This is a genomic window from Martinezella sp. CNPSo 3795, assembly GCF_057784475.1.
Genome location: NZ_JBXSOQ010000004.1, coordinates 373,725 through 387,464 on the forward strand (window position 1 = coordinate 373,725; position 13,740 = coordinate 387,464).

The window sequence follows — 13,740 nt, forward strand, 5'->3', positions numbered from 1 at the left end:
CAGTCATAGATAAATGACGGGAGCATTGGCACATGGCAGCTTTGAACATCGCATTTGAATCTCCTGATAATTCGCGGGGCGCGGCTCCGTCGCGGGAGCGGGCGATCGATCTCGTCCATCTCGGCAAGCAGACGATGGGCGACAAGGCACTTGAGGTCGAGGTGCTGCAGATGTTTGCAAGGCAGGCCCGTTCCTGTCTGCAGGAGATCGGCAGCGGCGATCCCAAGCGAGTGGAGGCCGCATCGCACAAGCTGAAGGGCGCTGCCAGCGCCGTTGGTGCCTTTCGCGTGGCGGATGCGGCTGGAGCGCTCGAAAGCAATGTCGGCGACGCCGCTCACATGGCAGCGGTCACAACCAGCGTCATCGAGGCCGAAAACTTCATTTTGAAGCTTTCGCGCTGAGCCGATCCGCTCGAGGATCAATGATGTGCACCCTTGCGCCGCCGGACGGGACAAACCGTTTCGGCGGCGCAAATGTTGACTGCCCCATCGATTTGTTGGAAGTAAAATTCCGATCACCCTTCATTCACGAAATATCGGAATTCACCCACATGACCAAATTGACCATCGTCGCCTTCGACGGGACGCGCTTTGACCTCAATGTCGACGAGGGCTCCACCGTGATGGAAAATGCCGTACGCAACTCCGTTCCAGGCATCGAAGCGGAATGCGGCGGTGCGTGCGCTTGTGCCACCTGTCATGTCTATGTCGATGAGGAATGGACCGAGAAGGTCGGCGGCCCGGAAGCCATGGAAGAAGACATGCTCGACTTCGCCTTCGACGTTCGTCCAAACTCGCGGCTCTCCTGTCAGATCAAGATGAAGAGTGCGCTGGACGGCCTTGTTGTCCACGTGCCGGAGCGGCAGGCCTAACACCTGACCTCTGGCACGTCCCCCTCGATCCGTTGCGATAATCCCGCTGAGGGTCGAATGCCCAAAAAAGATGCCCCGCTCAGCTGGTGCAGCGAGCGAGGCGAGGCGGGCGCATCACCGCAGGCAAGGGAGGAAACACCTGCGGCTTCAGGACGCGCCAGGAGAACACTTAGCGCATGCTTTAAGAAACAAACCCGACTGCGCCGAAGAGCGAAGAAACCCGCCAACGCAGGTACTCAAAATCGATCCTTTTGCGACATCCGCCCGGTCTTCTTCGAATCAACCAGTGCGTTTGTCTCTGTAATTGATAGGAAAAACCTATTTCAGATTCTCGTAAAGTTCAAAGAGCGACGAGATCACACGATTCACAGGATATAGTGACTGATTTCCCACAGTTGGCGCTTCTGATCGCCTTTTGCACCGAAGGTAGTTTTTGAAAGGCTACTGCCAGGCACCTTGGCGGCTGCGATAGTGGAGCAGCCTCTGCATCCGGCTCGTAAAATTGATCGCTTCGATGTGGTCGAAGCGCGCCTGATCGGCATCGTGCCGGTCGGTTTCCCGCGACGTCACCTCATTCGCCTTTTCCTGAAGCGCATCACAATTGCCGGCTGACGGCAGAGATAGGATCTGCCTTTCCATCTGCCGCGCATGTTGACGGGCGATTTCGACATGCCGGTCCTCATGGCGCCGGATATCGGCGGCCAATGTATCCCAGATCATGGAAAGCTGCTTGCTGGCATGCCGCCGGTCACGCCAGCGCGGAAGAATGATTTCCGTATCGACCGTAACCTTGACGCCGGAAATATAGCAGCGGCCGTTTGCTTCGCTGTAGGTCGCATTGCCGCCGAAGCGGATTCTCGTCGCACCGGGATGGTGACTGCTGGAGCCGATCGCCAGCGGTCCGCGCTGGTTCAGGGCGGCATCGAGCTCGTCGGCGGTGCTGCCCTTGATGTCGAAATAGGAAATGGATTTGCGGGCGATGACTTCCGCGCCGGCTACATTGGGTATGCAGAACGCGAGCAGCAATGCACACGAAAGACTGAACTTATGGGATGCAAGCGGCATTCGTGTCGCTACCATGTTGAACTTCGGCGAACCTTGCGGCATAGCCACTGTGAGCGCAATATCAAGCGCGAGGTTTTTTCCTTTTCAATGGGATGGACGGTTCGTGACGGAGCTTCGCAGCCAAACCTGGCATGTCGCGCATGGCCGCAGCATCGATGTCGGCGGACAGAGCGTCATCATGGCTATCGTCAATGTGACGCCGGATTCCTTCTCCGACGGCGGGCATTATGAGGCCGTTGATGCGGCTGTTGCCCATGCGCTGGCCTGTGTCGAGGACGGGGCCGGCATCATCGATATCGGCGGCGAATCGACCAAACCGGGTGCCGCGGCCGTCAATGCCAGCGAGGAGCAGGGGCGGGTACTGCCCGTCATCGAAGCCTTGCGCGGCAGGACCGATGCGCTGATTTCCGTCGATACGTATCGCGCCGATACGGCGCGATTGGCGATCGGCGCCGGCGCGCATATCGTCAACGATGTGTTCGGTCTGCAGCGCGAGCCAGATATTGCCACCGTGGCGGCGCAAACGGGTGCTGGTCTCTGCATTATGCATACGGGGCGTGAGCGGCAGAAGCTGCCTGATGTGATCGATGACCAGCTTTTCTTTCTCAATCGCTCGCTGGAGATTGCCGCTGCGGCCGGCGTCGACAGGCAGACGATCGTGCTCGATCCGGGCTTTGGCTTCGCCAAGGAGAATGCCGAGGAAAATCTCGAGCTGATGACGCGTTTCAATGCTCTGCTGCGCTTCGAGCTGCCCCTGTTGGTCGGCACCTCGCGCAAGCGGTTCGTCGGCACTATAACGGGTCGCGACGCAGCCGATCGGGACGTCGGCACTGCCGCAACCAGCGCGATCCTGCGGTTGCAGGGGGCTGCGATATTCCGCGTGCACAATGTCGCAATCAACAGGGACGCGCTGGCGGTTGCGGATGCTATTCTCAGGACGCGCGCGAGACTTAAAGCATAATGCTCGAATGCAGGGAGCGGTTTTCGGACCCGATCGCGCCTGTTCGAAACGGAGAGACGCCATGAGCGCTGTGACATACACCATTACTTTGCAGAATTGCGCCTTCTTTGCCCGGCACGGCGTCCATGATGAGGAGGAATTCCTTGGCCAGCGCTTCTTCGTCGATGCCGAACTCGATGTCGAAGCCGGCGATGCGCTGGAGCGTGATTCGATCGATGACACTGTCAATTACGGCATCGCATTCAGCGTCATCGAGGAAATCGTGACCGGGCGCCGACGCTATCTGATCGAGGCGCTGGCGCTCGATGTGGCGAAGGAACTATGCCGTCGTTTTCCGGGTATCCGCCGCGCCAAAATCACGGTACGCAAGCCCAATGCCCCGGTTCCGGGCGTTCTCGATTATGTGCAGGTGAGCATTGAGCATTTTGCCTGAAGGTGTAGCCGTGCGGACGACGCTCGGTTTGGGTGGCAATCTGGACAACCCGGTCCGCGCCATGGCGCTCGCCTTGCGCATCCTGGATGCGCGTGCCGATTGTCAGGTGATTTCGGTGTCGCGGCTTTATCGTACGCCGCCCTGGGGCAAGACGGACCAATCCTTCTTCTACAATTCCTGTGCTGCGGTCGATACGACCCTCACGCCGGAAGCCTTGCTGGACGTGTGCCTCGACATAGAGCGGCAGATGAAGCGGGTGCGGATCGAGCGCTGGGGGCCGCGAACGATCGATATCGATGTGCTGACCTATGGAGATCTGGAACAGGTCGAGCCGCTGCTCACCATTCCGCATCCGCGAATGGTCGAGCGCGGTTTCGTGCTGATGCCGCTTGCCGATTTCGCCGCGGATCTTGTGGTCAATGGGAGGGCAATCGCCGATTGGCTGCGGGATGTTGATGTCGAAGGTATCGAGGTCGCGGACGAAAACCGTGACTGGTGGCGAACGGCCTGAGCTGGACCATATGACTATAAAGAGAAAGGCCGGCAAAATTGCCGGCCTTTCTCTTTGTGAGCTGCTGCCGGACGCTTATTGGATCGATCCAACCGCCATCTGGTCGACGTCGGCGCGCTTCAGCGTGACGCCGATGACTGGCACCATCTGTTCGCCGACCTTCACCGAAATGGTGACGTTCATCGACTTGCTGTCCGGAATGCGGGCGATCATGGCACCGTTCAGCTTCTGACGGTTCAGTCCAAGAACGACCGTATTGTCGTTGACTGTGCCGGAGGTGACATCGAGGCCCTTGCCGGCAGCACCATCCAGGAATTTTCCGCTATAGGAGCCGCCGCTCTGCGTGATCTCGGCCGACATCGGCTGCTGGAAGACGCCGACGCGGCAGGTGCCGTCGAGCTTGACGCCGGCGCTGCTGCCATCGGATGGCTTGCCCGTGAGATTGCAGGTGAACTTCGTGCCTTTGTACTTGCCGGCAACGATCTCGCCGGGGCCGCTCCATGTGCCCGAGATCGACTGGAAGAACGCCTTGTCGCGGGGAGCCGCTTCGGCTGATTGCGTCCAGGCGCCGGTGGAGATGGCTGCGGCGGCAAGGCTGCTTACAAGAAGAAATCGACGCGAAAACATGGACATTCCCTAGCGAGGCGAAACCGTGAAACTGGTTGTCACTTTTGCCCGAGAATGGTTAATGCTTGGTTTCCGAAGGTGCTGAAGTCCCTAATTTGCAGGTCATCACGCCGGGTTGCGGCCGGTGACATTCGGCGTGAGGTCGCCGGCGAAATCGGTAATGCCCGGACGTTTGAGCGCCTTGAAGGGGAGCGGTCGGCAAAGGTCCATGGCGGCGATGCCGATTCTCGCGGTCATCATGCCATTGACGACGCCCTCGCCGAGGCGTGCGGAGAGTTTCGACGCCAAGCCATGACCGATCAACTGCTGGACAATGCTGTCGCCGACTGCGATGGAGCCGGTGACGGCGAGATGAGCGATCACATCGCGCATCAATCTGACCATGCCGAGCGTGCCGGGTCTGCCGCCATAGAGTTCGGCCATGGCGCGGACCAGTTTGGCCGCTTCATAGAGAACGTAGAGAATATCGACGAGGGCGCGGGGACTGACGGCTGTTACGACGGACACGCGTTTCGACGCGCCAAGAATCAGCGCCCGGGCGCGGCGGTCGAGTGGGCCGAGCAGCTCGCGTTCGGCAAGATCAATGAGCTGAGGCGCATCGATGATGTCGTCTTCTGCCGCCTTCAGGGTTGCGCGGCCTCTCGCCGTGTCTGGATTGGATTCGAGTAGAGTGCAGAGTCGCTTGACCAATGCTTTGGCGCGCGCCGGTCGGGTTTCGACGATGGCAGCTTCCGCCTCCGCCTTGATGGTCTGCACGGCGGCGAGCCGCATCATTCCTGCGGTCTCGCGGATGACTATGGCAAGGACGGCCAGAATGCCGATGGCGACGACCGCAAGGGCGGTATAGCCAAGCCAGTCGGCCCGGCTGAACAGGTCGCGGATGAGCTGATCCGTCCAGAGGCCGAAGGCGAGGGACACCAGAATGCCGAGCGCACCGAGCGCCACCTTGCCGAAGGAGAATCTCTTGCGGCGGGGCTTGGCGATGGCAGTTGCATCCGAATCGGCGCCGAGGGCCGGATTGATGAACGGATCTTCCGCGTCGGGCGTCAGCACGATGTCGGTATCGAAGCTTTGCGGCTTGCGAACCGTTGGTGGTGTCGCTTCTGTTCTGGAGGTTTCAGGTTCCACTGTGAAAGCGCTGGGACGACGATTGCCGTTCGGCTCGTTTTCGGTCGATTTCGTCATGCGAGACGGTCTCCGAACAGGAACTGCATGGCGCGGTCGAGGCGGATATGCGGCACCGAAAGCTTGATGCCTTCACCGGTTTCGTCGAGCTCCGGCGGGCGAAACCGGACAACGTTCACCTCGGGCAGATGGACCTTCGCCCCATCCGATTCAAGGGCTTCGAACAGCCAGCGCGGGTTTTCCGGCAGATCGCCAGGGAAGATCGCCGTCTTGCGATTGCCGTCGAAAGCCTCGCCAGCGATAGTTTCCTTGTCCATCGGCGTGCCGACGATGACGGGAAGCGTCTGGCCGTCGCGGGTCACGGTTGCCTCGCGGGTTGCGCGCACCGAGGCTATGGCCATGACCTCTATGCCGGCACCCGCCATGCCGATGCGCTCGATCGCACGCTCGACGAGCCGGCGAGTGAGAGCCTCCAGGCGGTCGTGGCTTTCATGATGGAGGTGGTCGGCTTTGGTCGCGGCCACTAGCACACGGTCAATCCGACGGCCGAGCAGCGAGGAAATGAGCGAATTCGTGCCGGGTCGGAAGCAGGCCAGTACGTCCGTCAGCGCCCGTTCCAGATCCTGCACGGCTTCCGGGCCGCGATTGATGGCCTGCAGGGCATCGACAAGGACGATCTGCCGGTCGAGGCGTGCGAAATGTTCGCGAAAGAAGGGTTTGACGACAACGGACTTATAAGCCTCGTAGCGGCGTTCCATCATCGCCCAGAGTGAGCCCTTCGGCGCGCTACCTTCGGGGGGCAGTTTCAGCGGCGCGAAGGTGAGGGCCGGCGAGCCGTCAAGATCGCCAGGCAGCAGGAAACGGCCGGGCGGCAATGTCGAGAGTGAGCGCTCATCGGATTTGCAGGCTTTGAGATAGTCCGCAAAGGCGGTGGCGAGGTCGCGTGCTTTCATTTCATCCGCCGATGCTGCGATGTCTGCCGCCTCCGTCATGGCAAGCCAATGACGTGAAAGCTCGGCGCGAATGCCGGTGTTTGCCAGAGCCAGCGTTTCCTCGCTGAAGGTACGGAAATCCTTGGCGAGCAGCGGCAGGTCGAGCAACCATTCGCCGGGATAGTCGACAATATCGATGGAGAGGCGGCCGGGGGAGAACAGGCGGTTCCAGCCGCTGGCGCTTTGATAATCCAGCGTGATACGCAGCTCGGAGATGGCACGCGTCGAATCCGGCCAGATGCGGTCTTTGACCAGGGCACGGATGTGGTCCTCGTATTGAAAGCGCGGCACGGCATCGTCCGGCTGCGGCTCGAGGCGGACGGCGGAGACGCGACCGGATTGCACCGGCTCGAACAGCGGCAGACGTCCGCCATTCAGGAGATTATGCACCAATGAGGAGATGAAAACGGTCTTGCCCGAACGGGAGAGGCCTGTAACACCCAGACGGATCGTCGGATTGACGAGGCCGGCGGCGCGATCGGCCAGATTGTCAAAGGCAATGAGGGCGTCGTCGGTAAAAGAGGTCAGGCTTGGGGGCAAGGCGGGATCCCTGGATGACAGCGTGGCGGTGAATATAGGGATCGAAACTCGCGCCGAAAAGGTGAGCAGATATGGCTCTGCAATCACTCGCGAGCGGGATTGCGGCTCATATTGGCAAGTCCCTACTCGGTGACAAAATCCGTCAGAGTCCAGCCTGACGATGTCGCATCGATTACAGCAAGGCCGGCTGTCGGAAAACCACGTGGGAGGGCATCGGCGAAGGCCTCATGTCCGATCAGCGCGGCGAGCGTCAGCTCGATGATCGGATTGTGCGCGACCAGCATGACGGATTCCTGGTCGGTCTGCGCCGAAATGAGCGACAGATAAATATCCGGCGTGCCGTTATAGAGCGCGTCGACAAAGCGGAATTCCGTTGAGGGCGTGACGGCGCGGCGCATGGCTGCGGCCGTCTGACGACAGCGCAAGGCAGTGGAGGAAATGACGAGGTCCGGCTTATAGCCTTTGCCGACCGCTTTCTCCGCGACGATCTCGGCCGCCGCATAGCCATTGTCGCTCAAAGGGCGATCGAAATCCTTCTGTCCGGGCGTAGCCTGCCGGGCCTCGGCATGGCGTAGAAGATAGATCCTGGACGGCGGCGGCGAAATTCTGGTCATGGCGAAATTCCGGGGCTCGATTTCCTCAATGAGGTAGCGTCTGTTCGCATGCGCCGTCAACTGCGAGGCGATCCGCGAGAGGGCGAAATGCCTCGTCTTCACGGGAAGGTTACGAGCGCGGAGAATCGGGGCTGGCGAGAAGAAGTGATGAAAAAATAGACCCTTAGCCGAATTTTATGACAAATTTAAAAATCAGTTGACAGCATCTATTTGGCTTGAATCGGTACTATTGGTTGGGATATACACCCCAGCCATATGAGATGTTCTTCAGGAGAATCGCGTTGAGTGAGAAGATCGATCTTAGCAACTATGTGCCCTCGGAAGACGAGGAGTTCATGAATCTGAACCAGCGAGCTTATTTTCGAGCGAAGCTGATAGCATGGAAAAACGACATCCTTAGAGAAGCGCGCGAAACCCTGGATCATCTTGCAGAAGAAAGCGCAAATCATCCCGATCTCGCTGATCGGGCTTCCTCGGAAACCGACAGAGCCATCGAACTTCGGGCTCGCGACCGCCAGCGCAAACTCATTTCCAAGATCGATGCCGCCTTGCAGCGTATCGAAGATGGTACTTACGGCTATTGCGAAGAAACCGGCGAGCCGATCGGCTTGAAGCGTCTGGACGCTCGTCCCATTGCCACCTTGTCGATCGAAGCACAGGAACGCCACGAGCGCCGCGAAAAGGTTTACCGCGACGAGTGAATGGCGCTTCGGTTTTAACGGGGCTTATAGAACAAAGGCACGACGGGGATATCCGTCGTGCCTTTTTCCATTCCGGCGGTTGCGAGGACGCGCCCTATTTGTCGCGGCTGACGCTCATTTCCCCGAAGATGCGAGCGACTTCTTTCTGAAGGGCGCTGTCGGCTCCGGTCAGCGGTGCAAGTTCGGGTTCGACGCGTTTTGCGGGGTTTGAGACTGGGGATGGCGCGGCATTTGGTTGCTGCTGTACCTGCCGTGGTGCCGGCGCGTTCGGAATGATCCGTTCGGCGGTCAAATTCTTCGACATTTCCGCTTCGAGGATGCGCTGGAAATCGTTGCCGGGCTCGGCAACAGGCGTCGGCACCGATGCGACGGTGGGTTCGACTGCCGCTTGGCGCGCGGGAGCAGGCTGCTGCTGCGGCAGGACAACGTGGCGAGCAGCATCCAATATGTCGGCTGCCTCAGCCTCGCTGATTGCCGGAGCGGGTTGTTGGGCGGGTTGCGGCGGCTTGACAGGGGCTGCTTGTGGGTGCTCGGCCACCTGCGGCACTGGAGCGGGTTCCGTTGCAGGCGCAAGGCGGGGTTCGTTGCGTAAATAGGCTTCGATCTTGTCTTCGGCGGATTGCTGGCGCTGCGGAAGCGCTGCGGGAGGAGCTTCCACCGCAGTCGCCTTCTGCTGCGGCGACTGCCTCTCTTCAAATGCCATGGGAATCTCGACCGGCGTCGCGGCGGTTCCAGCCCGGGTGGCATCGGAAATGCCCGATTCGATGACGATGTCCGTTGGGCCGCCGATCATGATCAGATGTTCGATCCCATCGCGTCGCACGAGCACGAGACGGCGGCGGGCATCGACGGCGGCGGCATCCAGCACCTGCAGGCGAGGCTGACGGTTCTTGCCGCCGCGCACGAAGGGAGAAGGCGCTCGGTTGCGCATGATCCACAGAATGCCAATGAGTACGAGCAGGGCAATGCCAACTCCACCGGCTGCGAGAAAGAAGCGGCTGCCATAGGCTCCGGCGATATCGTCCAACATATCGAGATACTCCGTAATTGTCCCCGATGTCGCGGTTTACAGCGCAGCGCGCCAGATGTGACGCGCAAAGGTCGCTGTAGTACTTTAAATCCACTGCATAATTTTACCCTTAAATCGAATCCTATTTAAGGAATTATGCAGTAGGCGCAACTGTTGCGGGTAATGCTTTGACCGTGACCCTTCTATATCGCGATCATATGAACAGGATTGCGCCGGAGACAAGATGCGATTGCAGGCTGTTGTATTCTATTGCTTGTGAATTCAAGTCTTTCTGGTCCGGCAAAGCTTTTTGCGGATGACGCAAATTGATAAAGAAGATTCGAAAGGTCCGGCTCCGGCGACCCCAAGGTGTATGACATGTCGCGAGGAGAACGGCCGGTACGAGGGGTTTATGACGAAGCAGCGTCCGTCCGACGAGTATAGCGTGCCGCTGGTGGATCGCGGAGTTCGTTCTGGAACCGTGCTGCGCATCATCCTGCTCGCGCTCGTTCTCGTGGCCGCCGCGGCGGCCTTTGTCGTCTTCAAGAACCAGCTCGACAATGAAGCGGTTCTCGGCGGTCTCGGCATTCTTGCCATGGTCGGCATCTTCTTCCTGGTCTCCTCGATCATCGGTTTCGTCGAGGTCATGCCGCAGCCGCAGTCCGACAGTTTGGCGCGGTCCTTCCTCAATAGCCATCCCGACGGGACACTGATCACCGACGAGAAGGGCCGCATCGTCTACGCGAATGCCGCCTACGGCCGCCTGACCGGTGCGACGAAGGCGACGGAAGTGCAGTCGCTGGAAATGCTGCTGTCGCGAAATCGCGAATCCAACGAGGCTCTCTATCGTCTTGCTAATGGCCTGCGCGATGGCAATGAGGGATCGGAAGAGTTTCGCCTGCTGAAGCCGCTCGGCCCGGTTGATGGAAGCGGCAATAGTGCACATTGGTACCGGCTGAAAGCGCGGGTGCTACCGCCGGAGCAGGGCAGCAGCAAGGTGCTACATATCTGGCAGGTCACCGACATCACCTCCGAGCGTGACGACCAGGAACGTTTCTTCAAGGAATTGCAGAACGCGATCGACTATCTCGACCATGCGCCGGCCGGCTTTTTTTCCGCCGGACGCAAGGGCGAGATCTTCTATCTCAATGCAACGCTTGCCGAATGGCTGGGCTTCGATCTGACCAAGTTCGTACCGGGCTCGCTGACCATAGGCGATCTCGTCGCCGGCGAGGGGCTGGCGCTGATCCAATCGGTGCAGGCGGAACCGGGTCTCAAGAAGACGGTGACGCTCGATCTCGATCTGCGCCGGTCTAATGGCCAGAGCCTACCCGTACAGATCGTCCACAGTGTCACGTCGATGCGCGACGGCGCGCCCGGTGAGAGCCGCACCATCGTCCTGACTCGCCAGAATGGTGCGGATACCGAGCAATCGGCCTCCGCCGCCGCGATGCGCTTCAGCCGCTTCTTCAACAATACGCCGATGGCGATCGCATCCGTCGATGGCAACGGCCGCATTCTGCGGACGAATGCGCCTTTCCTGAAGCTCTTCTCGGATCTGGTGTCGCGCGACGATATCGAGCGCGGTGCTGCCCTCGAGAGCGTCGTCAACGAAAGTGACCGGCCGCAGCTGCGGCAGGCGCTGGCGGCCGCCAAAGACCGGCAGGGCGATATTCCGCCGATCGACTCCCGCAATCCGAAAGACGAAACGCGGCATTTCCGCTTCTACGTGAATGCCGTCATCGACCAGACCGATGAGGCGCCCGAAGAGGCTGCCATCGTCTATGCGGTCGAGGTGACCGAGCAGAAGGCGCTCGAAACACAGATGGCGCAGACGCAAAAGCTCAATGCCGTCGGCACGCTTGCAGGCGGCATCGCGCATGACTTCAACAACGTTCTGACGGCGATCCTGCTTTCATCAGACCATCTGCTGCTTCAGGCGCGGCCCTCCGATGCCAGCTTTGCGGATCTGATGGAAATCAAGCGCAATGCCAATCGCGCGGCCGTGCTGGTTCGGCAGCTGCTCGCCTTCTCGCGCAAGCAGACGATGCGGCCAACGGTTCTCAATCTGACCGATGTGATCGGCGATCTCCGCATGCTGGTGGACCGGCTGCTGTCGGGTACGCATGTCAAGCTCGACGTGGATTACGGCCGCGATCTCTGGCCCGTCAAAACTGACCTGTCGCAGTTCGAACAGGTGCTCATCAATTTGTGCGTCAATGCCCGCGATGCCATGCCGGGCGGCGGAACGCTGACGCTGCGCACCCGCAATCTGCTTGCGGCCGATGTCAGCGCCTTCAACTATCCCTATCTTCCGCATGAGGACATGGTGCTCGTCGAGGTCAGCGATACCGGCACCGGCATCGCGCCCGAAATCATGGACAAGATCTTCGAGCCCTTCTTCACGACCAAGGAAGTCGGCAAGGGCACCGGCCTCGGTCTTGCCATGGTCTACGGCATCATCAAGCAGTCCGGCGGCTATATCCAGCCGGAATCGGAAGTGGGCAAGGGAACGACCTTCCGCATCTTCCTGCCGCGCCACATCGTGGAAATGCCCGCGGTGACCGAGACGAAAGTGTCGGAAAGCCGCGATGTCGCGGCCATGGACCAGAGTGTCGGTATAGCCACCTCTGCAGAAGAACCGGCCGATCTCACCGGCAAGTCCGCTGTCGTGCTACTTGTCGAGGACGAGGAGGCGGTGCGTCGCGGCGGCAAGCGCATGCTCGAGACGCGCGGCTATACCGTCCACGAGGCCGGGTCCGGCGTCGAGGCGCTCGATATCATGGACGAGCTCAACGGTCAGGTCGATGTCGTCGTCTCCGATGTCGTCATGCCGGAAATGGATGGTCCGTCGCTGCTACGCGAACTGCGCAAGAAATATCCGGACCTGAAATTCATCTTCGTTTCGGGCTATGCCGAGGATGCCTTTGCCCGCAATCTGCCAGCGGATGCGCAATTCGGCTTCCTGCCGAAGCCGTTCTCGCTGAAGCAGCTTGCCGTCGTCGTGCGCGAGACGCTGGACAAGAACTAACTGAGGGGCGTTTCGCGCCTCTCCATGTTGCCGATTGCGGTGCAACGGTGTAATCAACCGCCCATGATCGACCTTGCCAAGCCCATTTGCCAAATGTGGTGGCGCTCCTTCTAGGAGCGGCAGTCGTCATGTCTTGAAATCGACCCTGCCGCCGTGATCCGGCAGGCATGGTCCATTCCGTTTTTCCTTCCCGATTGCGGCGGCTCCTTTTGCGGAGCAACGAAATGTTTTCCCCTATAGATACCCGCCCTGTCATCCTGACGGGCGACCGGACGACGGGTCCACTCCATCTCGGCCACTACGTCGGCTCGCTGAAAAGCCGCGTTGCACTTCAGCATAGTCACGAGCAATTCCTGCTCCTGGCGGATACCCAGGCGCTGACCGACAATGCCCATGATCCCGAAAAGGTCCGGCGCAACGTTCTTGAGGTCGCCACCGATTATCTTGCCGTCGGCATCGATCCGGCGCTGACGACGATCTGCGTGCAATCCGCCTTGCCGGCGCTGGCGGAGCTGACACTGCTCTATCTGAATTTCGTCACGGTCAGCCGCCTGGAGAGAAATCCGACGATCAAGACGGAGATCCAGCTGCGCGGTTTCGAACGCGATGTCCCGGCCGGCTTTCTCTGCTATCCGGTCGCGCAAGCCGCCGATATCACGGCCTTCAAGGCGACCGTCGTTCCCGTCGGCGAAGATCAGGCGCCATTGATCGAGCAGACCAACGAGATCGTTCGCCGTCTCAATCGGCAGATCGGGCGAGACATTCTCGTCGAGGCTGCAGCCATGGTGCCAAAAGTCGGGCGCCTTCCGGGTGTCGACGGCAGGGCGAAGATGAGCAAATCGCAGGGCAATGCGATCCCGCTCTCGGCATCGCCTGACGAGATCAGGAATGCGGTGCGACGCATGTACACCGATCCGGATCACCTGCGCGTCAACGATCCCGGCAAGATCGAGGGAAACGTCGTCTTCACCTATCTCGATGCTTTCTGCGAGGATCGGCAATTCATCGAAGAGATGAAGGCGCATTATCGGCATGGCGGCCTTGGTGACGTCACCTTGAAGAGACATCTCGAGGACGTCCTGCAAGCGCTGCTCGCGCCGATCCGCGAACGCCGCGCGCATTATGCCGCCGAACCGAACTATGTCATGGAAGTCGTGCGAAAGGGTACGCGAAAGGCGAGGGAGCGGACGGAGGCGACGCTTGCCGAATTGCGCGACGCCTTGGGCTTGTTCACGCTCACCTGAAACAAGGGGCCGGGCG

At 60.0% G+C, this 13,740-nt stretch carries 14 protein-coding genes; 8 read left to right on the forward strand and 6 right to left on the reverse strand.

Annotated features, from left to right (window positions below):
- Window positions 1-32: 32 nt before the first annotated feature.
- Window positions 33-401 carry an Hpt domain-containing protein gene (locus AC13QY_RS15125; RefSeq protein WP_113389954.1) on the forward strand — a complete coding sequence of 123 codons (369 nt, stop codon included), beginning with the start codon at window positions 33-35 and terminating at the stop codon, window positions 399-401.
- A 149-nt stretch (window positions 402-550) separates the two neighbouring features.
- The gene (locus tag AC13QY_RS15130) at window positions 551-871 is read left to right on the forward strand and encodes a 2Fe-2S iron-sulfur cluster-binding protein (protein ID WP_015340086.1); all 321 of its coding nucleotides are present in this window, start codon (window positions 551-553) and stop codon (window positions 869-871) included.
- A 441-nt stretch (window positions 872-1,312) separates the two neighbouring features.
- Here AC13QY_RS15130 and AC13QY_RS15135 read toward each other — a convergent pair whose 3' ends face one another.
- Window positions 1,313-1,936 carry a DUF922 domain-containing protein gene (locus AC13QY_RS15135; protein ID WP_113355597.1) on the reverse strand — a complete coding sequence of 208 codons (624 nt, stop codon included), beginning with the start codon at window positions 1,934-1,936 and terminating at the stop codon, window positions 1,313-1,315.
- 103 nt (window positions 1,937-2,039) lie between these two features.
- Between AC13QY_RS15135 and folP the strand changes: the two genes are divergently transcribed.
- The 3 genes from folP (at window position 2,040) to folK (ending at window position 3,841) form a co-directional block, all read left to right on the forward strand.
- Window positions 2,040-2,897, forward strand: coding sequence for a dihydropteroate synthase (folP, locus tag AC13QY_RS15140; protein WP_113332609.1), 858 nt, complete (start codon window positions 2,040-2,042; stop codon window positions 2,895-2,897).
- A 61-nt stretch (window positions 2,898-2,958) separates the two neighbouring features.
- On the forward strand, window positions 2,959-3,330 hold the full coding sequence (gene folB, locus AC13QY_RS15145) for a dihydroneopterin aldolase (protein WP_069613040.1): 372 nt from the start codon (window positions 2,959-2,961) through the stop codon (window positions 3,328-3,330).
- On the forward strand, window positions 3,314-3,841 hold the full coding sequence (gene folK, locus AC13QY_RS15150) for a 2-amino-4-hydroxy-6-hydroxymethyldihydropteridine diphosphokinase (RefSeq protein WP_442966420.1): 528 nt from the start codon (window positions 3,314-3,316) through the stop codon (window positions 3,839-3,841). Before folB ends, folK begins: the two co-directional genes overlap by 17 nt.
- 75 nt (window positions 3,842-3,916) lie before the next feature.
- Here the strand turns inward: folK and AC13QY_RS15155 are convergent, their stop codons facing one another.
- From AC13QY_RS15155 to AC13QY_RS15170, 4 genes are all read right to left on the reverse strand, one after another.
- On the reverse strand, window positions 3,917-4,468 hold the full coding sequence (locus AC13QY_RS15155; RefSeq protein WP_113355475.1) for a hypothetical protein: 552 nt from the start codon (window positions 4,466-4,468) through the stop codon (window positions 3,917-3,919).
- Between the two features lie 105 nt (window positions 4,469-4,573).
- Window positions 4,574-5,653: a YcjF family protein gene (locus tag AC13QY_RS15160; RefSeq protein WP_113355480.1), complete on the reverse strand. Its 1,080-nt coding sequence runs from the start codon at window positions 5,651-5,653 to the stop codon at window positions 4,574-4,576.
- On the reverse strand, window positions 5,650-7,125 hold the full coding sequence (locus AC13QY_RS15165; RefSeq protein WP_113355600.1) for a YcjX family GTP-binding protein: 1,476 nt from the start codon (window positions 7,123-7,125) through the stop codon (window positions 5,650-5,652). The genes AC13QY_RS15160 and AC13QY_RS15165 overlap by 4 nt, the downstream gene beginning before the upstream one ends.
- A 122-nt stretch (window positions 7,126-7,247) precedes the next feature.
- On the reverse strand, window positions 7,248-7,739 hold the full coding sequence (locus AC13QY_RS15170; RefSeq protein ID WP_069613203.1) for a SixA phosphatase family protein: 492 nt from the start codon (window positions 7,737-7,739) through the stop codon (window positions 7,248-7,250).
- Window positions 7,740-8,020: 281 nt separating this feature from the next.
- Between AC13QY_RS15170 and dksA the strand changes: the two genes are divergently transcribed.
- Entirely contained in the window at window positions 8,021-8,440 is a 420-nt protein-coding gene (gene dksA, locus AC13QY_RS15175; protein WP_004109001.1) for an RNA polymerase-binding protein DksA, read from the forward strand.
- 94 nt (window positions 8,441-8,534) lie between these two features.
- Here the strand turns inward: dksA and AC13QY_RS15180 are convergent, their stop codons facing one another.
- Window positions 8,535-9,470, reverse strand: a complete 936-nt coding sequence (locus AC13QY_RS15180) for a flagellar biosynthetic protein FliO (RefSeq protein ID WP_113355483.1) — start codon at window positions 9,468-9,470, stop codon at window positions 8,535-8,537.
- Window positions 9,471-9,861: 391 nt separating this feature from the next.
- On the opposite strand from AC13QY_RS15180, the gene cckA reads away from it, so the two are divergent.
- Both cckA and trpS read left to right on the forward strand, forming a co-directional pair.
- Window positions 9,862-12,480, forward strand: coding sequence for a cell cycle histidine kinase CckA (cckA, locus tag AC13QY_RS15185; protein WP_488493638.1), 2,619 nt, complete (start codon window positions 9,862-9,864; stop codon window positions 12,478-12,480).
- A gap of 224 nt (window positions 12,481-12,704) precedes the next feature.
- Window positions 12,705-13,724, forward strand: a complete 1,020-nt coding sequence (gene trpS / locus AC13QY_RS15190) for a tryptophan--tRNA ligase (protein ID WP_113355489.1) — start codon at window positions 12,705-12,707, stop codon at window positions 13,722-13,724.
- Window positions 13,725-13,740 lie beyond the last annotated feature (16 nt).

Bases quoted from the DNA above. Each gene is read 5' to 3' on its own strand.
- AC13QY_RS15180 (WP_113355483.1), bottom strand. From the start codon at position 9,470: ATGTTGGACGATATCGCCGGAGCCTATGGCAGCCGCTTCTTTCTCGCA.
- AC13QY_RS15125 (WP_113389954.1), top strand. From the start codon at position 33: ATGGCAGCTTTGAACATCGCATTTGAATCTCCTGATAATTCGCGGGGC.
- AC13QY_RS15135 (WP_113355597.1), bottom strand. From the start codon at position 1,936: ATGCCGCTTGCATCCCATAAGTTCAGTCTTTCGTGTGCATTGCTGCTC.
- cckA (WP_488493638.1), top strand. From the start codon at position 9,862: ATGACGAAGCAGCGTCCGTCCGACGAGTATAGCGTGCCGCTGGTGGAT.
- folB (WP_069613040.1), top strand. From the start codon at position 2,959: ATGAGCGCTGTGACATACACCATTACTTTGCAGAATTGCGCCTTCTTT.
- AC13QY_RS15130 (WP_015340086.1), top strand. From the start codon at position 551: ATGACCAAATTGACCATCGTCGCCTTCGACGGGACGCGCTTTGACCTC.
- trpS (WP_113355489.1), top strand. From the start codon at position 12,705: ATGTTTTCCCCTATAGATACCCGCCCTGTCATCCTGACGGGCGACCGG.
- AC13QY_RS15155 (WP_113355475.1), bottom strand. From the start codon at position 4,468: ATGTTTTCGCGTCGATTTCTTCTTGTAAGCAGCCTTGCCGCCGCAGCC.
- AC13QY_RS15160 (WP_113355480.1), bottom strand. From the start codon at position 5,653: ATGACGAAATCGACCGAAAACGAGCCGAACGGCAATCGTCGTCCCAGC.
- AC13QY_RS15170 (WP_069613203.1), bottom strand. From the start codon at position 7,739: ATGACCAGAATTTCGCCGCCGCCGTCCAGGATCTATCTTCTACGCCAT.